This window comes from Streptomyces sp. 4N509B (assembly GCF_052245655.1).
Taxonomy (GTDB): domain Bacteria; phylum Actinomycetota; class Actinomycetes; order Streptomycetales; family Streptomycetaceae; genus Streptomyces.
In genome coordinates this window covers 54566-73620 of the sequence record NZ_JBQQBZ010000036.1, presented here as the reverse complement: position 1 = coordinate 73620, position 19055 = coordinate 54566, and the positions used below count along the sequence as shown (strand labels likewise).

General features: G+C 75.1%; 16 protein-coding genes and 1 pseudogene. 15 read left to right on the top strand and 2 right to left on the bottom strand.

The genetic code is table 11. The features are described from left to right. The first annotated feature begins 342 nt into the window (after positions 1 to 342). The 13 genes and pseudogenes from ACTWP5_RS26260 to ACTWP5_RS26200 all read left to right on the top strand — a co-directional run bounded on the left by ACTWP5_RS26260 (position 343) and on the right by ACTWP5_RS26200 (position 14331). Positions 343 to 1776: an NAD-dependent malic enzyme gene (locus tag ACTWP5_RS26260; RefSeq protein ID WP_443223602.1), complete on the top strand. Its 1434-nt coding sequence runs from the start codon at positions 343 to 345 to the stop codon at positions 1774 to 1776. A 200-nt stretch (positions 1777 to 1976) separates the two neighbouring features. Next, positions 1977 to 2258: an HU family DNA-binding protein gene (locus tag ACTWP5_RS26255; protein ID WP_443223601.1), complete on the top strand. Its 282-nt coding sequence runs from the start codon at positions 1977 to 1979 to the stop codon at positions 2256 to 2258. Between the two features lie 210 nt (positions 2259 to 2468). Beyond that, entirely contained in the window at positions 2469 to 3026 is a 558-nt protein-coding gene (locus ACTWP5_RS26250; RefSeq protein ID WP_443223600.1) for a YqgE/AlgH family protein, read from the top strand. Between the two features lie 11 nt (positions 3027 to 3037). Then, positions 3038 to 3322 carry a DUF3039 domain-containing protein gene (locus tag ACTWP5_RS26245; RefSeq protein ID WP_443223599.1) on the top strand — a complete coding sequence of 95 codons (285 nt, stop codon included), beginning with the start codon at positions 3038 to 3040 and terminating at the stop codon, positions 3320 to 3322. A gap of 185 nt (positions 3323 to 3507) precedes the next feature. Continuing rightward, the gene (locus tag ACTWP5_RS26240) at positions 3508 to 4413 is read left to right on the top strand and encodes an FAD binding domain-containing protein (RefSeq protein ID WP_443223598.1); all 906 of its coding nucleotides are present in this window, start codon (positions 3508 to 3510) and stop codon (positions 4411 to 4413) included. After that, positions 4410 to 5996, top strand: coding sequence for a 2Fe-2S iron-sulfur cluster-binding protein (locus ACTWP5_RS26235; protein ID WP_443223597.1), 1587 nt, complete (start codon positions 4410 to 4412; stop codon positions 5994 to 5996). Before ACTWP5_RS26240 ends, ACTWP5_RS26235 begins: the two co-directional genes overlap by 4 nt. Further along, on the top strand, positions 5993 to 8350 hold the full coding sequence (locus tag ACTWP5_RS26230; protein ID WP_443223596.1) for a molybdopterin cofactor-binding domain-containing protein: 2358 nt from the start codon (positions 5993 to 5995) through the stop codon (positions 8348 to 8350). The genes ACTWP5_RS26235 and ACTWP5_RS26230 overlap by 4 nt, the downstream gene beginning before the upstream one ends. A 177-nt stretch (positions 8351 to 8527) precedes the next feature. After that, a complete protein-coding gene (locus ACTWP5_RS26225; protein ID WP_443223595.1) occupies positions 8528 to 10093 on the top strand; it encodes an MFS transporter in 1566 nt (521 codons plus the stop codon). Positions 10094 to 10138: 45 nt separating this feature from the next. Then, positions 10139 to 10345 (top strand): Arc family DNA-binding protein, encoded by a 207-nt coding sequence (locus ACTWP5_RS26220; protein ID WP_443223594.1) that lies wholly within the window; start codon positions 10139 to 10141, stop codon positions 10343 to 10345. After that, positions 10342 to 10742, top strand: a pseudogene (locus ACTWP5_RS26215) (type II toxin-antitoxin system death-on-curing family toxin). The gene ACTWP5_RS26220 and the pseudogene ACTWP5_RS26215 overlap by 4 nt, the downstream one beginning before the upstream one ends. 43 nt (positions 10743 to 10785) lie before the next feature. Then, a complete protein-coding gene (locus tag ACTWP5_RS26210) occupies positions 10786 to 12576 on the top strand; it encodes a DEAD/DEAH box helicase (RefSeq protein WP_443223593.1) in 1791 nt (596 codons plus the stop codon). A 163-nt stretch (positions 12577 to 12739) separates the two neighbouring features. Further along, positions 12740 to 13390 (top strand): IclR family transcriptional regulator, encoded by a 651-nt coding sequence (locus ACTWP5_RS26205; RefSeq protein ID WP_443223592.1) that lies wholly within the window; start codon positions 12740 to 12742, stop codon positions 13388 to 13390. Between the two features lie 89 nt (positions 13391 to 13479). Further along, a complete protein-coding gene (locus ACTWP5_RS26200; protein WP_443223591.1) occupies positions 13480 to 14331 on the top strand; it encodes a S16 family serine protease in 852 nt (283 codons plus the stop codon). Positions 14332 to 14665: 334 nt separating this feature from the next. On the opposite strand, the gene ACTWP5_RS26195 is transcribed toward ACTWP5_RS26200, so the two are convergent. Further along, complete coding sequence (locus ACTWP5_RS26195) at positions 14666 to 15106, bottom strand: SsgA family sporulation/cell division regulator (protein ID WP_443223590.1); 441 nt, start codon at positions 15104 to 15106, stop codon at positions 14666 to 14668. Between the two features lie 225 nt (positions 15107 to 15331). Here ACTWP5_RS26195 and ACTWP5_RS26190 point away from each other — a divergent pair, with 225 nt between their 5' ends. Both ACTWP5_RS26190 and ACTWP5_RS26185 read left to right on the top strand, forming a co-directional pair. Beyond that, entirely contained in the window at positions 15332 to 17182 is a 1851-nt protein-coding gene (locus ACTWP5_RS26190; protein ID WP_443223589.1) for an RDD family protein, read from the top strand. A gap of 358 nt (positions 17183 to 17540) precedes the next feature. Beyond that, positions 17541 to 18167, top strand: coding sequence for an RDD family protein (locus tag ACTWP5_RS26185; protein WP_443223588.1), 627 nt, complete (start codon positions 17541 to 17543; stop codon positions 18165 to 18167). Between the two features lie 47 nt (positions 18168 to 18214). On the opposite strand, the gene ACTWP5_RS26180 is transcribed toward ACTWP5_RS26185, so the two are convergent. Further along, positions 18215 to 18580, bottom strand: coding sequence for a hypothetical protein (locus ACTWP5_RS26180; protein WP_443223587.1), 366 nt, complete (start codon positions 18578 to 18580; stop codon positions 18215 to 18217). Positions 18581 to 19055: the final 475 nt, after the last annotated feature.

The window sequence follows — 19055 nt, the reverse complement described above, 5'->3', positions numbered from 1 at the left end:
CCGAGAAAGACCTGGTGAGAGCGGGTAGCGCCCCGCTCACCTGCACCGTTCTGGCGCCGGTGTTGTCGCTACGAGCGACCACTTGCCGCGAGGCGAGCTGGCGGGTCGGTGCCTCCAATCGTTTCTTCCTTCCTCCCCTCCTTCCTCCCTCCCTTCCGCGCGTACTGCCGCGTCCGCCGGCCGTGCCCCGGGCCGGGCGCGGGGCCGGCCCGGGCGATATCCGGGCAGACTGGCCTCCTGGTCCCCCGGAGTGCGACGATGCGAGGCATCCGCACCGGAGGGCTGGTGCGGCTCCGTGCGCCCCGCGCACGAGGCTCATGCGGAAAGCGAAGGAAGTCGGCCATGGCAACGGCGCCCAGCGTCTCGTACTCGATGACCGTCCGGCTGGAGGTCCCCGCCAGCGGCACGGCGGTCAGCCAGCTCACCACCGTCGTGGAGTCCTCCGGCGGCAGCGTCACCGGTCTCGACGTCACGGCCTCCGGGCACGAGAAGCTGCGCATCGACGTCACCATCGCCGCCAGCTCCACCGCCCACGCCGACGAGATCGTCCAGAAGCTGAGCGGCATCGAGGGCGTCTCCCTCGGAAAGGTGTCGGACCGGACGTTCCTGATGCATCTCGGAGGAAAGATCGAGATGCAGTCCAAACACCCCATTCGCAATCGCGATGAGCTGTCGATGATCTACACGCCCGGCGTCGCCCGCGTGTCCACGCAGATCGCGGCCAACCCCGAGGACGCCAGAAGGCTGACCATCAAGCGCAACAGCGTCGCCGTGGTCACCGACGGCTCCGCCGTGCTCGGCCTCGGAAACATCGGCCCGTACGCCGCGCTGCCCGTGATGGAGGGCAAGGCCGCCCTCTTCAAGCGCTTCGCCGGCATCGACGCCTGGCCGATCTGCCTGGACACCCAGGACACCGACGCGATCGTCGAGACCGTCAAGGCCATCGCCCCCGGCTTCGCCGGCATCAACCTGGAGGACATCTCCGCCCCCCGCTGCTTCGAGATCGAGGCGCGGCTGCGCGAGGCGCTGGACATCCCCGTCTTCCACGACGACCAGCACGGCACGGCCATCGTCGTGCTCGCCGCCCTCCACAACGCGCTGCGCGTCGTCGGCAAGAAGCTCGACGAGGTCCGGGTGGTGATGTCCGGCGCGGGCGCGGCGGGGACGGCGATCCTGAAGCTGCTGATCGCGGCCGGCGTCCGGCACGCCGTCGTGGCGGACATCCACGGCGTGGTGCACGCCGAGCGGCCCGACCTGGTGGCCGCCGACGTCGACTCGCCGCTGCGCTGGATCGCGCGGAACACCAACCCGGAGGGGATGACGGGGACGCTGCGCGAGGCCGTGGTGGGGGCGGACGTCTTCATCGGGGTCTCCGCGCCCGACGTGCTGGGCGGGGCCGACGTCGCCGCGATGGCGGACGACGCCATCGTCTTCGCTCTCGCGAACCCTGACCCCGAGGTCGATCCGGTGCTGGCCCGTCAGACCGCGGCTGTCGTCGCCACAGGTCGTTCGGACTTTCCGAACCAGATCAACAACGTTCTGGTGTTTCCCGGCATCTTCCGTGGCCTGTTGGATGCGCAGTCGCGTACGGTCAGTGAGACGATGATGCTGGCGGCGGCCCGCGCGCTGGCGGACGTCGTCGGCAGGGACGAGCTGAACGCCAACTACATCGTGCCCAGCGTCTTCAACGAGCGGGTGCCCGTCGCCGTCGCCGGAGCCGTCCGCGAGGCGGCGACGCGGGCCGCGGGCGGCGAGTCGGTTGTCGGCCACGTCTGACGCACCCTTAGGGTGACGGCGAGGCAGAGCCCTGACCTCAGGCAATGCGATTGGCCTTCCCGCCGCGCACAGGGGCAGGATGCGTACCGGGCGCGAGGGACGCGCCAGGCAGCCCCGGGACCGGGGTTGTCAGTGGGTCCTGACAGCATCGGCTTCGATCTCACGCCTCATTGGCACGATGAACACGGGAGTTAAGACATATGAACCGCAGTGAGCTGGTGGCCGCTCTCTCCGAGCGCGCCGGGGTGACTCGGAAGGACGCCGACTCGGTGCTGGCGGCCCTCGCCGAGACCGTTGGGGAGGTCGTTGCCAAGGGGGACGAGAAGGTCACCATTCCCGGCTTCCTCACCTTCGAGCGCACCCTGCGCGCCGCCCGCACCGCCCGGAACCCGCAGACCGGCGAGCCCATCCAGATCCCCGCCGGGTACAGCGTGAAGGTGTCCGCGGGCACCAAGCTCAAGGAGGCGGCCCGCGGTCGGTGACCCGCGAGGTCTGACACCACCACCGCCCGGAGGTGGGCCCGCCGGCCGCGACCGACCAGGTCGCCGGCCGGACCGGGGCCGCCCCCGGGCACCCTCGCCGACAGCCGACGGGCGGGTCGCGGACGGCCGGCTGGCGCGTTGTCGCCGCGCCGGCCACCGAGACCCGGCCGACACTCCCCAGCCGGTCGGCGTATGGGGAATCATGGGCGCATGACCGAGGCGTCCTCGCTCACCGGGCGGCTGCTGGTGGCCACACCGGCGCTCTCCGACCCCAACTTCGACCGTTCCGTCGTGCTGCTGCTCGACCACGACCGCGAGGGCGCGCTCGGCGTGGTGCTCAACCGCCCGACGCCCGTCGGGGTCTCCGAGGTGCTCGAGCCCTGGGCCTCCCTCGCCGGCGAGCCCGGCGTGGTCTTCCAGGGCGGCCCCGTCGCCCTCGACGCCGCCCTCGCGCTCGCCGTGGTCCCTGGCAGCGGCCCCCTGGGGTGGCGGCGGGTCCACGGCTCGATCGGGCTCGTCGACCTGGAGGCGCCGCCGGAGGTGCTCGCCGCCGAGGTGGGCAGCCTGCGGATCTTCGCCGGCTACGCCGGCTGGGGCCCTGAGCAGCTGGAACGCGAGCTCGACGAGGGCGCCTGGTACGTCGTGGAGTCCGAGCCGGGCGACGTCTCCGCGCCCGAGCCCGAGCGCCTGTGGCGGGCCGTGCTGCGCCGCCAGCGCGGCAGCCTGGCCATGCTCGCCACGTACCCGGACGACCCGTCGCTCAATTAGGCTTGTGCACCATGAGCACACTCGAGCCCGAACGCGGCGCGGGCACCGGCACCCTCGTCGAGCCCGCACCGCAGACGACGCACGGCGACGGCGACCACGAGCGCTTCGCTCACTATGTCCAGAAGGACAAGATCATGGCGAGCGCCATGGACGGCTCGCCCGTCGTCGCGCTCTGCGGCAAGGTCTGGGTTCCCGGCCGGGACCCGAAGAAGTACCCGGTCTGCCCCACGTGCAAGGAGATCTACGAGTCGATGGGCTCCTTCGGTGGCGGCGGCAAGGACGGCGGCAAGAAGTAGGCTCCGCCGCCCCCGGGCGCCTCGGGCCGCCGGCTGATCCACCGCAGCCGGCCCGGTCCGCCGTGAGCGCCCCCCGGGTGGCTCCGCCGTGAGCGCCCCCGGGTGACGACGGGGGCAGCCCTACCCGGCGTGAGCGGGTACCGTACGCCTCGGCAGCCGGTACGGCCGGAAAGGGGCAGCTGAATTTGAGCACGCACGCACCGCAGGCAGCACAGACGGGGCGGCTCGTCGCGCTCCCGGCCACGCTCGACGACGCGGTGGCCGCGCTGGCCGAGGTGCCCGCGGCCGTGCCCGTCGCCGGTGGCACCGACCTCATGACCCAGGTCAACGCCGGGCTCCTGCGCCCCGCCGCCCTGGTCGGGCTCGCCCGCCTGGCAGAGCTGCGCAGCTGGGCGTACCAGGACGGCCACGCGTTGCTCGGCGCCTGCCTGACGCACGCGCGCATGAGCCGTCCCGACTTCGCCGCCCTGATCCCCGCGCTCGCCGCCGCGGCCCGCTGCGCGGGCCCGCCGCAGGTGCGGAACGCCGGGACCCTCGGCGGCAACGTCATCTCCGCGGCGGCCTCGGGCGACACCCTCCCCGTGCTGGCCGCGCTGGAGGCCACGCTGCTGGTCGCCGGCCCCGACGGCCAGGGCCGGCAGATCCCCGTCAGCCACCTGCTGGCCGGCCGCGACCGGCTCCGCCCGGCGGAGCTGCTGGCACACGTCCGGGTGCCGTTGCTGCACGCGCCGCAGACGTTCCTGAAGGCCACGCCGCGCACCGGCTCGGGGCGGGCCCTCGCCTCGGTGGCCGTCGTGCTCGACCCCGTCCGCCGCGAGGTGCGCTGCGCGGTCGGCGGCGTCGCCCCGATGCCGCTGCGTCCGCTGGACGCCGAGCGCTGGGTGGCCTCGCTGCTGGACTGGGACGGGGAGCGGGGCCTGGCCACGGAGGTGCTGGTCGCCTTCGGCGACTACGTCGGCATGGCCTGCATCCCCGACCCCCAGCCGCCGGAGGACGGCGGCGAATCATCGCAACTACCCCCCGCCGTACTGCACTTGAGGCGTACTGTGGCGACACTGGCCCGCCGTGGACTCGGAAGGGCTCTCGCATGAGCAACGACCACCAGCCAGACCACCAGCCGGAGCCGCACCCGGCGTCCGGCCCCCCCGCGCCGCACCGTGGCTGGGGCGGCGAGTACGACTCGGACGCCACCGCCTTCATAGAGTTCCCGCCCGGCGGCCACCCCGGGCTCGGCGACGACCCGCTGGCCGCGCCCGGCCACGGCTACGAGCCGCCGGACCTCGCCGACACGGGCCCCCTGCCGACGCCGGGCGCGACGACCGACCCGGCGGCCACCGGGCAGTGGACGATGCCGTTCGCCTACGGCGACCCGGCCGCGGCCACGGGCCAGCAGACACCGCACGGGCAGCCCGGCCAGCCCGGTCAGCAGACACCACCGGGGCAGCACGGCCAGCACGGCCATCACGGACTGCCGGGGCAGCCCGGACAGCCCGTCCCGCCCGTTCCCGGGGCCGAGGGGTGGCCGTCGGGCAGCTGGCAGCCCGACGGCTGGCAGGCGCCCGGCGGAGCCTCCTCCGCGTCCTCCGCGACGCGGGCGGCGATGGGCCAGGGCGCGGCGGCCACCCGGGCGGCCTTCCAGGGCATCGCCGAGGGACAGGCCGCCGCGGCCGAGGCCGCCGCCGCGCGGGCGCCCGTCGACACCGAGGGCGCGGCACCCGTCGCCTCCAGCTGGACGCTCCAGGAGGGCACGTCGCCCGCGGCGCCCGCCGCCGAGCCGCGCCTCGGGGACGGCGGCGAGGGCGGCGCCGGCCCCTGGATGGTCCCGCCCTCGGGCGTGCCGCACCCCGCGGGGCCGGACGACCGCCGCCCGGGGGGCGACGCCCCGGACGCCACCGTCGTGGCCGTCCCGGGGGTCGGGGGCGAGAGTGCCACCGCACCGCGCGCCGAGGCCGGAGCCGGCCCGGAGGCCGCCGGGGTCGTCGCGGAGACGGACACCGCGGAGGGCGCGGAAGCCGCCCGCAGCGTCAGCGACCACCCCGAGGTCTCCTACGTGCTGCGGGTCAACGGCGAGGACCGCCCGGTCTCCGGCGCCTGGATCGGCGAGTCGCTGCTGTACGTGCTGCGCGAGCGCCTCGGCCTCGCCGGCGCCAAGGACGGCTGTTCGCAGGGCGAGTGCGGGGCCTGCTCGGTGCAGGTCGACGGCCGGCTGGTCGCCGCGTGCCTGGTGCCGGCCGCCACCGTCGCGGGCGGCGAGATCCGCACCGTGGAGGGCCTCGGCGGCGACGGCGGCCTCTCCGACGTGCAGCGCGCGCTCGCGGCGTCGACGGCCGTCCAGTGCGGCTTCTGCCTGCCGGGCATGGCCATGACCGTGCACGACCTGCTGGAGGGCAACCACGCGCCCACCGAGCTCGAGACCCGCGAGGCGCTCAGCGGCAACCTCTGCCGTTGCACCGGATACCGCGGCGTGCTCGACGCGGTCCGCGCCGTCGTGAGCGAGCGCGCGGCCCTCGCCGAGCGGTCCGAGGCCCCCGACGCCGGCGGCGACCCGGGCGCGACGCCCGCCGGCGGCCCGGGCGGCGGTCCCGGCGACGCCGCCCACCGTGAGGAGCATCACGCGGGCTCGGCGGCCCGCATCCCGCACCAGGCCGGGCCACGCTCAGGAGAGGTGTCATGACCGAGCAGGCACAGCGAGGGGGCCCGCCCCCGGCCGGCGGCCCGAGCGCCGTCACCGTGACGCCCGGCCGCGCCGACCAGGCCGGCGCGAGTGACACCCAGGACCCGCCGCGGCAGGGCCTGGGGGCCCCGCTGCCGCCCGTCGACGGCGAGGCGAAGGTGCTGGGCACCTTCCCGTACACCGCGGACCTGTGGGCCGAGGGCCTGCTGTGGGCGGCCGTGCTGCGCTCGCCCCACCCACACGCCCGCATCAACGGCATCGACACCACCGCCGCCGCGGCCATGCCCGGCGTCCGGGTGGTCGTCACCCACGAGGACGTCGCGGGCGACGTCACCGCCGCCACCGCCACGGGGGATCGCCCCGTGCTCGCCACCGACGTGGTGCGGTACCACGGCGAGCCGGTCGCCGCCGTGGCCGCCGACCACCCCGAGACGGCCCGGCTGGCCGCCGCCGCCATCGCCGTGGACTACGAGCCGCTGGACCCCGTCGCCGACCCGGAGGCCGCGTTCGAGGCGGAGCCGCTCCACCCCGACGGCAACCTGGTCCGCCACATCCCGCTGCGCCACGGCGACCCCACGGCCACCGGCGAGGTCGTCGTCGAGGGCCTGTACCGCATCGGGCGGCAGGACCCCGCCCCGATCGGCGCGGAGGCCGGCCTCGCCGTGCCGCGCCCCGACGGCGGCGTGGAGATCTACACCGCCTCCACCGACCCGCACGGCGACCGCGACCGCCTCGCGGCCTGCCTCGGCCTGTCCGCCGACCAGGTGAAGATCTACGTCACCGGGGTGCCCGGCAGCCTCGCCGACCGGGAGGACCTCGGCTTCCAGCTGCCGCTGGCGCTGCTGGCGATCCGCACCAACAGCCCCGTGAAGCTGGCAGCCACCCGCGAGGAGTCCTTCCTCGGCCACGCCCACCGCCACCCCACGCTGCTGCGGTACTGGCACCACGCCGACCGCGAGGGCCGGCTCGTCAAGGTCGAGGCGCAGCTGCTGATGGACGCCGGCGCGTACGCCGACGGCTCCGCCGACGCGCTGGCCACCGCCGTCTCCTTCGCCGCGGGCCCCTACGTGGTGCCGAACGCCGTCGTCGACGGCTGGGCCGTGCGCACCAACAACCCGCCCTCCGGCTTCCTGCGCGGCGAGGGCGCCCTCCAGGTGTGCGCGGCCTACGAGGGCCAGATGGACCGGCTCGCCGCCCGCCTCGGCATCGACCCGGTCGAGCTGCGCGCCCGCAACGTGCTGGGCACGGGCGACGTGCTGCCCACCGGCCAGACGGTCACCTGCCCCGCGCCCGTCGCCGAGCTGCTGACCGCCGTGCACCAGGCGCCGCTGCCGCCGCTGCCGAAGGACGGTCCCGTCTCGGAGTGGCTGCTGCCCGGCGGCCCCACGGGGGCGGGCGAGCCGGGCGCCGTGCGGCGCGGCGTGGGCTACGCCCTCGGCATGGTGCAGCAGCTCGGCGCGTTCGGCGCGGACGAGGTCTCCACGGCGACGGTGAAGGTCGAGGGCCCGGTGGCGACCGTGCTGTGCGCGGCGGTCGAGGCCGGCCAGGGCTTCGCGACCCTCGCCCGGCAGGTCGTCCAGGAGGTCCTGGGCGTGGAGGAGGTCCACCTCGCGCCCATCGACACCGACCAGCCGCCCGCGGGTCCCGGCTGCCGGGGCCGCCACACGTGGGTCTCGGCCGGGGCGGTGGAGCGGGCGGCGAAGATGGTCCGCACCCAGCTGCTCCAGCCGTTGGCCGCGAAGTTCGGCATGTCTCCCGAGCTGCTGACCATCGCCGACGGGAAGATCACCTCCTACGACGGGGTGCTGAGCACCACCGTGGTGGAGGCGCTGGAGGGCAAGGAGCTGTGGGCGACCGCGCAGTGCCGCCCGCACCCGACGGAGCGGCTCGACGACGCCGGCCAGGGCGACGCGTTCGTGGGCCTCGCCTTCGCGGCCGTGCGCGCGGTGGTCGACGTGGACGTGGAGCTCGGCTCGGTCCGCGTCGTCGAGATGGCGGTGGCGCAGGACGTGGGGCGGGTGCTGAACCCGCGCCAGCTGGCGTCGCGCATCGAGGCGGGCGTCACGCAGGGCGTCGGCGTCGCGCTCACCGAGCACCTGCGGGTGGCGCGCGGGGTGGTGCGCCGCCCCGACCTCTCGGACTACGCGCTGCCGACGGCACTGGACGCGCCCGAGGTGCGGATCGTGAAGCTGGTGGAGGAGCGGGACGTGGTGGCGCCGTTCGGGGCCAAGGCCGTGGGGTCCGTTCCGGTGGTCGTCTCGCCCGCCGCGGTCGCCGCGGCCGTCCGGGCCGCCACCGGCCGGCCGGTCAACCGGCTGCCGATCCGGCCGCAGTCGGCCGTCGGCGTCGCGTAGACCGGGCCCGACGGGCACCCGCCGGCGCGACCTGGTGTCGGGCCGGCGCGGGATCCGGCGTCGGACCCCGCCCCGTGCTCCGGGGATCGTCGCCGCCACCTCCTAGGACCACGGAACGAACACCTCACATCCCCGGTCCATAGGCGCGAGACCGCCTCGGTCCTTACCGTATCCCTCATGTCCGACGCTGATGTTGACGCCACCAACACCTCCGGGGTCACCCCGGTCCCTTCGATCCCCCCGTCCCCGCCGGTTCCGCCGGTCGAGGCGGGGGCCGAGGCGGACGACTCCGAGGGAGCGGCCGGCGGCGTGCTCGCCCGGCCCTACCGGGCTCTCACCCTCGGCTGCGTCAGCACCGTGCTGCTCATCGCCTTCGAGGCGATGGCGGTCGGCACCGCGATGCCCGCGGCGGCCGAGTCGCTGGACGGGGTGGCGCTCTACGCCTTCGCGTTCTCGGCGTTCTTCACCACGAGCCTGCTCGGCATGGCCGTGTCGGGGCAGTGGTGCGACCGCTCCGGGCCGCTGCCGCCCGTGGTGGCCGGCGTCGTCGCGTTCTCCGGCGGCCTGCTGCTGTCGGGCGCGGCCCAGAGCATGTGGGTCTTCGTGGCGGGCCGCGCGGTGCAGGGCGCGGCGGGCGGCCTCGTCATCGTCGCGCTCTACGTCACCGTGCGCCGCGCCTACCCCGAGCGGCTACGACCCGCCGCCCTCGCCTCGTTCTCCGCCGCGTGGGTGGTGCCCTCGATGGTCGGGCCCGTGGTCTCCGGCACCGTCACGGAGAGGCTCGGCTGGCGCTGGGTCTTCCTCAGCATGACCGTGCTCGTGGTGCTGCCCCTGCTGGTGATGCTGCCCGCGCTGCGCCGCCAGGCGCCCGGACCCACGGAGGGCGAGGACCGCGGCCGGCTCGACTGGCGGCGGCTGCGCCTGGCCCTGGCGGTGGCGCTCGGCGCCGGCCTGCTCCAGTTCGGCGGCCAGGAGCTGCGCTGGCTCTCCCTGCTGCCGGCCGCCGTCGGCGTGGCGCTGCTGGCGCCGTCCGCGCTGCGGCTGCTGCCGCGCGGCACCTTCCGCGCCGCCCGGGGCATGCCCGCCGCGATCCTGCTGCGCGGGCTCGTGTCCTGCGCGTACATGGTGGCCCAGACCTTCCTGCCGCTGCTGCTGGTGACGGAGCGGGGCCTGACGCCGACCGAGGCCGGCCTGGCGCTGGTCGCCTCGGGCATCGCGTGGGCGGCGGGAGCGCAGATCCAGTCGCGCTCCCGCTTCGAGCGGCACCGCTACGTCCTGGTGGTGATGGGCGCGGTGCTGATAGCCGTCGGCATCGCGCTGCTGCCCACGGCGTTGGCGGGGGCCGTGCCGGTCTGGACGCCCGCGGTGGTGCTCGCCGTCGGGGCCCTCGGCATGGGCCTGGTCGTCTCCTCGGTCGCGGTGGTGGTGCTGCGGCTGTCCGAGCCGTCGCAGGCCGGCAACAACGTCGCCTCGCTCCAGCTCTGTGACAGCCTGTCCAACGTGGTGATGCTGACGGTCGCGGGAACGCTCTTCGCCGCGCTCGGCGGCGACACGACGGCCGCCGCCGAGGCCGGGCACGGCGCCGGCGCCGACGTCGGCGCCGCGGGCGAGACGGCCACGTCGATCGGCGCCGCGCCGTTCACCGTGGTCTACGCGCTGGCGGCGGCGGTGGCGCTGCTCGCGGTGGTGGTGGCGAGCCGGCTGCGCGTCGCGTCACCGCCGCGCCAGGCCGAGCCGCGGTGAGCCCGCCGGGTGCCAGCGTGGGGTCATGTGATGCACGCTGCTTCCATGGCTATGAACCTGCGGCTGCCTGACGAGACCCAGCAGGCCCTCAAGCGGTGTGCCGACGAGGAGGGGCGGAGCATGCACGCGATCGTGCTCCAGGCGATCGAGCGGTACCTCGTCGAGGAGACGGAGCGGGCGACCGTCCGCGAGCTCGGGGTGACGTTCGCGGCCGAGCACGCGGATCTGCTGCGGAGGCTGGGCGAGTCGTGAAGCACCTCACGGTCCAGGAGGCTTCTGAGCTGGCCGACTCGCCTGTGGAACGCAGGAGGTCGCCGTGCGTGACCTCGGTCTCCTCCCCTCGGCGCTGCACAGACCCCGGTCACGGATGTTCGGTGTGGAGGCGTACCCGGACCTCTTCGGCAAGGCGGCGGCGCTCCTTCAGTCCCTGACCACCAACCACCCGCTGGTCGACGGCAACAAGCGCATGGCGTGGCTGTGCACCGTCGTGTTCCTCGACGCCAACGGCGTGGAGTTCACGGATATCGACCAGGACCGGGCATACGGGCTCGTCATGGACGTGGCGGCGGGCAAGACCGAGGAGGTCACGGCCATCGCGGACGCGCTGCGTTCCCTGTACCGCGAGGCGGGCGGCGCGCGGGGTCGGTAGGCTCGCCGGGTCGTTGCCCGCACCCGAGCCTCGCCCGGAGACCGTGACTACCACCTCCTCCTCCCACCTCTCCCCGGCCTTCCCTGGCCGTGCTCCCTGGGGCACGGCCAGCGCGCTGCGTGCCTGGCAGCACGCGGCGATGGAGCAGTACCTGGCGCGGCAGCCACGGGACTTCCTCGCCGTCGCCACGCCGGGAGCCGGCAAGACGACCTTCGCCCTGACCCTCGCGTCGTGGCTGCTGCACCACCACGTCGTCCAGCAGGTCACCGTCGTCGCCCCCACCGAGCACCTCAAACACCAGTGGGCGGAGGCCGGCGCCCGCACGGGGATACGGCTGGACCCGGACTACAGCGCGGGGCCGCTCGGCAGGGAGTACCACGGCGTCGCCGTCACCTACGCGGGCGTCGGCGTCCGCCCGATGCTCCACCGCAACCGCAGCGAGCAGCGCAAGACGCTCGTCATCCTCGACGAGATCCATCACGCCGGAGACACACGTTCGTGGGGCGAGGCGTGCCTGGAGGCCTTCGAGCCGGCCGCCCGGCGGCTGGCGTTGACCGGCACGCCCTTCCGCTCCGACACCAACCCCATCCCGTTCGTCACCTACGCCGAGGGCGCCGACGGCATCCGCCGCTCCGTCGCCGACTACACCTACGGCTACGGCAACGCCCTGGCCGACGGCGTCGTCCGCCCCGTCATCTTCCTCTCCTACAGCGGCAGCATGCGCTGGCGCACCCGCGCCGGCGACGAGGTGGCCGCGACCCTCGGCGAGCCCATGACCAAGGACGCCACCTCCCAGGCGTGGCGCACCGCGCTCGACCCGAGCGGCGAGTGGATCCCGTCCGTGCTCGACGCCGCCGACCGGCGCCTGACCGAGGTGCGCCGCTCCATCCACGACGCCGGCGGCCTCGTCATCGCCGCCGACCAGGACACCGCCCGCGCCTACGCCCGGCTGGTCGAGCGGATCAGCGGCGAGCCGGCCACCGTGGTGCTCTCCGACGACGGCGGCGCCTCGCAGCGCATCGAGGACTTCCGCCACTCCACCAGCCGCTGGCTGGTGGCCGTCCGCATGGTCTCCGAGGGCGTCGACGTGCCCCGGCTGGCCGTCGGGGTCTACGCCACCACGATCGCCACGCCGCTGTTCTTCGCGCAGGCCGTGGGCCGTTTCGTGCGCTCCCGCCGGCGCGGCGAGACGGCGTCCGTCTTCCTGCCCACCATTCCCGCGCTCCTCGGCTTCGCCCACGAGCTGGAGCTGGAGCGCGACCACGTGCTCGACAAGCCGGCCAAGGACGGCCAGGAGGACCCGTTCGCCGAGGAGGAGGCGCTGCTCAGGGAGGCCGAGCGGGAGCAGGACGAGCCCGACGGCGAGACGGGCGAGGAGCAGGCGTCCTTCGAGGCCCTCCAGTCCGACGCCGTCTTCGACCGGGTGATGTACGACGGCGGCGAGTTCGGCATGCAGGCCCACCCCGGCAGCGAGGAGGAGCAGGACTACCTCGGCATCCCGGGGCTGTTGGAGCCCGACCAGGTCGCGATCCTGCTGCGGAAGCGGCAGGCGCGGCAGATCGCGCACAGCCGCCGCAGGCCCGACCAGGAGGCCGACCTGCCGGAGGTCCCCGCCGAGCGGCGGCCCGTCGTGACCCACCAGGAGATGCTCCGGCTGCGCCGCGAGCTCCACAGCCTGGTCGGCGCCTACGCCCACCAGTCGGGCAAGCCGCACGGCGTCATCCACACCGAGCTGCGCCGCGCCTGCGGCGGGCCGCCGGCCGCGCAGGCCACGGCGGGACAGCTCCAGCAGCGCCTCGACACGCTCCGCGAGTGGGCCACCCGCAGGCGCTGACTGCGGGGGTGGCATGGAGGTGGTTTGAGGATTGCATAACACCTCAATCACCAACGCCCGTAGATCGGCCGCGAAACGACCGGATTCTGGACAAGCCCTTCCGCTGAACGGTGACCCTGGCTAAGTTCCCGATCACCGTGCCTGCCTGAAGGAGGCGCTCGCCGTGCCTGCGGAGACCTCTCAGACGCTTGATCGGGGACTGCGGGTCCTCAAACTGCTCGCCGAGACCGATCGCGGCCTGACCGTGACCGAGCTGTCGAAGCAACTCGGGGTCAACCGCACCGTGGTCTACCGGCTGCTCGCCACGCTGGAGCTGCACTCCCTGGTCCGTCGGGACGCGGGCGGCCGTGCCCGGGTCGGCGTCGGCGTGCTCGGTCTCGGACGGCAGGTCCACCCGCTGGTGCGCGAGGCGGCGCTGCCGGCGCTCCGTTCGCTGGCGGACGACCTGGGAGCCACGGCGCACCTGACGGTCGTGGACGGCTCGGAGGCGCTGGCCGTGGCCGTCGTCGAACCCAGCTGGACCGACTACCACGTCGCCTACCGCACCGGCTTCCGGCACGCGCTGGACCGGGGCGCGGCGGGCCGGGCCATCCTGGCCGCACGGTGCAAGGACATCGTGGGCTTCGGGGACGAGAACGGCTTCGTGCTGACCCACGGGGAGTTGGAGGCGGGCGCGAGCGGGGCCGCCGCGCCGCTGCCCGACTGCGGCATCGAGGGCAGCGTCGGCGTGGTGATGCTGAGCGAGGCGGTGCCGTCCGAGGTCGGGCCGCGCGTGGTGCGCGCCGCCCGGGAGGTCGCGACCGTCCTGCGCTGAGGTGGGGCCCGCCACGGGCTGCCGGCTGCCGGCCGTCGGAGGGCCGCCACCTGCGGCGGCTGTCAGACGGGTGGGTTAGATTCGCTCCCATGTCAGCCGCCCCGCCGACGAAGCCGTCACCCGAGCCGTCACCCTCCTCGTCGCCGTCGACGCCGCCCGCGGGCCCCCGCCGCCGGCTGCTGGTCGTCGCCTGCGGCGTGCTGCTGGCGGCCCTGCTCGCGGTGGCGACGCTGGCGCCGCTGCCGTTCTCCGTGGCGTATCCGGGGAGCACGACGGACGTGCTGGGGGAGAGCGACGGGAAGCCGGTCATCAGCATCTCCGGCGCCCCCGTGGACGATCCCGACGGCGAGCTGAGGATGACCACGATCGTCGCCACCTCTCCGGACGCCCCCGTCCGCCTGACGGACGTCATCACCGGGTACTTCTCCTCCGACCGCGCGGTGATGCCCCGTGAGGCCGTCTATCCCGTGGGCGACACCACGCGGGAGATCCGGGAGTACAACCGCGAGCAGATGCGCGGCTCCCAGGACACGGCCGTCACCGCCGCCCTGTCCTACCTCGGGCTCCAGGACGAGGAGATCGAGGTCGAGCTGACCCTCGCCGACGTCGGAGGGCCGAGCGCCGGGCTGCTGTTCTCCCTCGGCATCGTCGACCTGCTGAACGGGGACGGCGCCGAGGGGGACCTCACCGGGGGGCGCGTCGTCGCCGGCACCGGCACCATCGAGGCCGACGGGACCGTCGGTTCCGTGGGCGGGGTGCCGTTGAAGACGCAGGCGGCCCGGCGCGACGGCGCCACGGTCTTCCTCGTGCCGAGCGCCGAGTGCTCCGACGCCACGGCCGACCTCCCCGACGGGCTGCGGCTGATACCCGTGTCGAGTCTGGAGGGCGCGGTGGAGGAGCTGCGCGCCCTGGCCGCGGGGGAGCCGGTCTCCTCCTGTTGACTCGCCCACGCGCGCCAGGGCGGCACCCGCCGGGGGAGGACGGCGGGACGCCACCACGAACGAAGACCGCCCCCGCGAGTGCAGGTCGCGGGGGCGGCTTGTGGGGGGTGGTGTTGGTAGAGATTCCCCGACCACGCCCGTTCACGCCCGCCGCTCGCAGACCTGTCCGAAGCTCCCTGGCACGGACACGGTCGTCCGGTCCTGTATCAGCTCAGTGAAGATTCGTGTGAAGATCCGTGGGAGGCGGACGCCCGGGGAACGAGGGCTCGTCGTCCCGACCTTCGCGGGCCCCCGGACGCCGCCTTCCGACCCACCGGCGGTGACGGGACAGCCCTCAGCGGGCTCCCGCCGAGTCGTCGGGGCCGGGGGAGGAGAGCAGGGCGCATAGTTCGCCCTCCGCGTCGAGTTGCTCCCCCTCGGAGCCCGGCGGCACCAGGCGCAGCGTGCGTTCCAGCCAGGCGGCGACCGCCTGGGCGGGCGCGTGCAGCAACGCGTCGCCGTCAGGAGACCGCAGGGAGAGGCAGATGACGTTCCTCCCCTGGGAGGTGGCCGGCCAGACCCTGACGTCCCCCTCGCCGGTGGGCCGGAACACGCCGTCGAGCAGCAGTTCGCGAGCGAAGGTCCACCGCACGGGCGCCTCCGAGCCGACGTGGAAGACGATGTGGAGGGCGTAGGGGTCGTCGGAGCGGTATACCAGCCGCGCGGGCACGGGGACGCTGTGATCCGGGGAGATCACGAGCTGGAGTTCGAGCTCCCGCTCGATGATGGTGTACATGTATGGCTCCTCAGTCTCTCCTGTTCGCGGCCCGTGTTCGGGTGGACCGCACACAGGAGAGAGGAGGCCCCAGCGCCCTCCTCATTACGCTCTCACCGCGACCTGGCCGAGACACGGCCCCAGGGAGTGCTCGGTGACCGGAGGCGTGGCCGGGCGGCGGGCGACGTACGATGCATACCCGGCGTGTGATCAGCACCATCAGGACGAGGAGATTCGGCACCGCTCATGAGCTCCCCACCGGCAGGAAACGCCAGCGGCGCTCCGGAGCCCAACTGGTATCCGGACCCCTCCATCCCCGGCTACATCCGGTACTGGGACGGCACCGGATGGGTGCCCGGCAGTAGCCGGCCCGAGCCGCGTGACGGGGAGCCGATGCCCGCTCCGCCACCGCGCGGCACCACGACCACCCCGGCGGTCCCGGCCGTCGCGGCGTCGGCCCCGACGCCCGAGCTGCCGTCCGCCCGCACGGAGCCGGATCCGGCGTCGGGCCCGGCGTCGGGCCCGGACGACCAGCGCGACGCCGCCCCGGCCGCGACGCCCGCCCCGGCCGCCGCCTCCGGTCCCGCCGCCGCGTCGCCGTCAGGCGGCGCCGCCTCGGACGCCGAGTCGTCGGCGCTGCCCGAGCTGCGGCGGCGGGCCGACGTCGCGCCCGCGCGCCCGGAGTCCGCCTCCGCCTGGGGTGCCGACGCGCGGCAGCAGCAGGGGCTCGGCGGCGACCGCCGCGTCACCTGGGGCTCCGACGAGGACGTCAGCACCTCGCCCGTCGCCGCGGCGGGTCGGGTCGATCCGCGGGGCGACTTCCGGTCGACCCCCAGCGAGGGCTCCACGCCGCCGCCGCGGCAGGACCCCGACGCGGGGGCCACGCCAGCGGCCGGCGGACCGCCGGCCGGGCCCGCGGAGCCGGCGCGCTCGGAGCCCGAGGGTGACCGTCCCGCCGATCCCGCGACGCCCGACCCCGACGCCCGCGAGCGGACCACCGCGCTGCGCCTCTCCGACATCCAGGGCGGCGCGCCCTGGCGGCAGCAGGTGCACGACCTGGCGCAGCAGGCCCCGCAGGCCCCCGCCTCCGGCGCGCCGGCCACTCCGCCCGCCGTTCCGCCGCTGAGCCCGCCCTCGCCGGCCGCACCACCCGCGGGCCAGGCCGGGCCGGCCGCCGCGCCGCCGCAGCAGACCCCGGGCGTTCCGCCGCAGCCGCAGCCCGGTGGTCCCCAGCCCGGCGCGCCCGGTGGGTACGGCTATCCGCAGCCCGGTCAGCAGCCGCCGCCGGGTGGCCCGCAGCCCGGGGCGCCCGGTGGGTACGGCTTCCCCCAGCCCGGTCAGCAGCCCCAGCCCGGCGGCCCCCAGCCCGGGGCGCCCGGTGGGTACGGCTATCCGCAGCCCGGTCAGCAGCCGCAGCCCGGCGGCCCCCAGCCCGGGGCGCCCGGTGGGTACGGCTTCCCGCAGCCCGGTCAGCAGCCGCCGCCCCAGCCGCAGCCGGTCCCCGGACAGCCCGGCCCGTCCGGCGCCTCGCCGTTCGCGCAGCCGGAGATGCTGACGGCGATGATCACGCCGCGTCGCGGCGACCCGGCCTTCGCCAACGTCGGCAACGTCTACCCGGCCGGCCTCGGGCGCCGCTTCCTGGCCCGCCTCGTCGACTCGCTCCTGCCGCTGGGCGCCGCCGTCGCCATCGGCCTGCCGCTGCTGGACAAGGCCCGCGACCACGTCCAGGAGAAGATCGACGCGGCCGAGCACGCGGGTGTCACCCGCGAGATCTGGCTCATCGACGGCACCACCGGTGGCTATCTGGCGATCGTGCTCGGCGTCTTCCTCGGCGTCAGCCTGCTGTTCGAGGCCCTGCCGACGGGCCTGTGGGGCCGGAGCCTCGGCAAGGCCGCGTGCGGCCTCAGGGTGCTGGACGTGTCGCGCCAGGACAAGCCCTCGTTCGGCGCCGCCCTGCTGCGCTGGCTGGTGTACAGCCTGCTCGGGTTGGTGGTCGTCGGGATCGTCAACGTGCTGTGGTGTCTGGGCGACCGTCCCTGGCGGCAGTGCTGGCACGACAAGGCGGCCCGCACCTTCGTGGCGGCCCCGCGCCGCTAGGGCGCCAGTCCCCACACGACCCCTGAGGCACCCCCGGACCTCGTCCGGGGGTGCCTCCACGCGTCACGCGTCACGCGCCTCTGCCGCGTTGCCCGCTCGCGCGAGTGCGGGCACGCGCGAGCGGACGCCCCACGGGCCGTCCGGGACGTTGGGACACGCCCTGACGGCTGTCCGGGATCCCCGGCGGCTCGCGGCGCGACCGCGTTGTCGTCGACGTCCCAGGACGCCGCTCCCGACGCACCGGGGACGACGGGCAGCCACGCGGCGAGGGACGCCCCCCGTTGGGCCCCGGGCCCCCTCGTAGCCCGAACGCCCGGTGCCGGATGCGTCGCGTCCGGCACCGGGGTGGACTGCCTGCATGAGCAACCCTCAGCCGCCCCCGGGCCCGGGCGAGCCGGGCCGGCCCGGTGAACCCGGCGTACCCGGTGAGCCCGGCGTGCCGGGCGAGAACGCCTCCCGTCACGACGCTCCGCACGGCCCGAACCCGTACGGCGGCGCCAACGGCGCGGTCGACCCGCTGGCCGGCATGCCGCCGTTGGCCTCCCTGGGCCGCCGGCTGGTCGCCCGCGTCATCGACGCCCTGCTCGTCGGCGTGCCGACGGCCCTCATCCTGTGGCCGACCATCGGCGACATGGACGGCGAGAACCAGAACGGCGGCTCGTACGTCCAGCAGTCGCTCGTGCTGCTCGTGTACTTCCTCTACGAGGGCCTGATGCTCAGCACCCGGGGCCAGACGGTCGGGAAGATGGCGATGAGGATCCGGGTCGCGATGCTCGCCAACGGGTCTGTCCCCGCCGGCTCCCCCGGCTGGGCGAGGGCGGCCGTGTACGCGCTGCCGCAGCTCGTGCCGTGCATCGGGTTCCTCTTCTGGCTGCTGAACGTCCTGTTCTGCACCTGGGACCAGCCCTACCGACAGTGCCTGCACGACAAGGCGGCCAGGACCGTGGTGGTCTCGGCCGCCCAGTGGTCGCCGCCAGCCCGCTGATCGTCGGGGTGAGACGGCGTGGTGCTTCGAACGCTCGTCCCGGCCCGTCAGGCCGAGGGCAGGGACGCGGCAGCTGACGGGCGCGAGCGCGCCGTGGCGCCCGCCTCGCGTGCCGCTGCCGGCGCTGGTGCTGGCGCTGGGGCCGCTGCCGGTGCGGGCGCAGGGGTCGGGGCCTGCGCCTCGGCCGCCGCCGTGGCGCCCGGGCCGGCGGTCGCCGTCCCCGTCGCGGCCCCACGGGCGCCGCGCCGCGCGCCGACGGCGAGCGCGACGAGGACGCCGAGCAGCAGCGCGGCGAGGGCGACCAGCGTGACGCCCAGCGCCGAGTCGGCGGGAGCGAGCAGTAACAGCACCATCGTGGTGGAGATGACCGTGGCCGAACCGTAGGTGATCTGCAGGGGGGTCGGGTGCGGCATGGCGGTGGTGTCCGTCCTCGGGAGGGTAGGTGGTCGTCCGCGGGGCTCCGGGGCCGAGAGGCCCCGGGACCGTTCGGACGCTCCTACGGGCAGCGATGCCCGTGACGCCACGATGGTAAGCGTGACCCGGGCCGCGTCGCGGATGCACGGGGGGCGCACGGCAGCAGGTCCTGACAGGCCGTCGGGCGGCGGGCGACGTGGTGGACGGCCTGGTCAACGCCGCTGTCCTCGCGGCGTGCTCGTCCCTGTCCCCACGACCGCCCCGCGGCGTCCTCGCGGCGTCCTCGCGCCATGGTCGCGACGCCGTCGCGAGCCGGTCGAGGGCTGTCATTTTCTGTCTCAGTCATGTCAAATCGTCACGTCACATCACCGCATTCTCAGAGAGGATGACGCAGGTGCCCCCACTGGTGACCCATCAGGACCCCTCCCGCGGCGGGACCGGCCGCGGCGGGGCCACAGGAACGAGAAGGACCGC

Bases quoted from the DNA above. Each gene is read 5' to 3' on its own strand.
- ACTWP5_RS26260 (WP_443223602.1), top strand. From the start codon at position 343: ATGGCAACGGCGCCCAGCGTCTCGTACTCGATGACCGTCCGGCTGGAG.
- ACTWP5_RS26255 (WP_443223601.1), top strand. From the start codon at position 1,977: ATGAACCGCAGTGAGCTGGTGGCCGCTCTCTCCGAGCGCGCCGGGGTG.
- ACTWP5_RS26250 (WP_443223600.1), top strand. From the start codon at position 2,469: ATGACCGAGGCGTCCTCGCTCACCGGGCGGCTGCTGGTGGCCACACCG.
- ACTWP5_RS26245 (WP_443223599.1), top strand. From the start codon at position 3,038: ATGAGCACACTCGAGCCCGAACGCGGCGCGGGCACCGGCACCCTCGTC.
- ACTWP5_RS26235 (WP_443223597.1), top strand. From the start codon at position 4,410: ATGAGCAACGACCACCAGCCAGACCACCAGCCGGAGCCGCACCCGGCG.
- ACTWP5_RS26230 (WP_443223596.1), top strand. From the start codon at position 5,993: ATGACCGAGCAGGCACAGCGAGGGGGCCCGCCCCCGGCCGGCGGCCCG.
- ACTWP5_RS26225 (WP_443223595.1), top strand. From the start codon at position 8,528: ATGTCCGACGCTGATGTTGACGCCACCAACACCTCCGGGGTCACCCCG.
- ACTWP5_RS26220 (WP_443223594.1), top strand. From the start codon at position 10,139: ATGGCTATGAACCTGCGGCTGCCTGACGAGACCCAGCAGGCCCTCAAG.
- ACTWP5_RS26200 (WP_443223591.1), top strand. From the start codon at position 13,480: ATGTCAGCCGCCCCGCCGACGAAGCCGTCACCCGAGCCGTCACCCTCC.
- ACTWP5_RS26195 (WP_443223590.1), bottom strand. From the start codon at position 15,106: ATGTACACCATCATCGAGCGGGAGCTCGAACTCCAGCTCGTGATCTCC.
- ACTWP5_RS26190 (WP_443223589.1), top strand. From the start codon at position 15,332: ATGAGCTCCCCACCGGCAGGAAACGCCAGCGGCGCTCCGGAGCCCAAC.
- ACTWP5_RS26185 (WP_443223588.1), top strand. From the start codon at position 17,541: ATGAGCAACCCTCAGCCGCCCCCGGGCCCGGGCGAGCCGGGCCGGCCC.
- ACTWP5_RS26180 (WP_443223587.1), bottom strand. From the start codon at position 18,580: ATGCCGCACCCGACCCCCCTGCAGATCACCTACGGTTCGGCCACGGTC.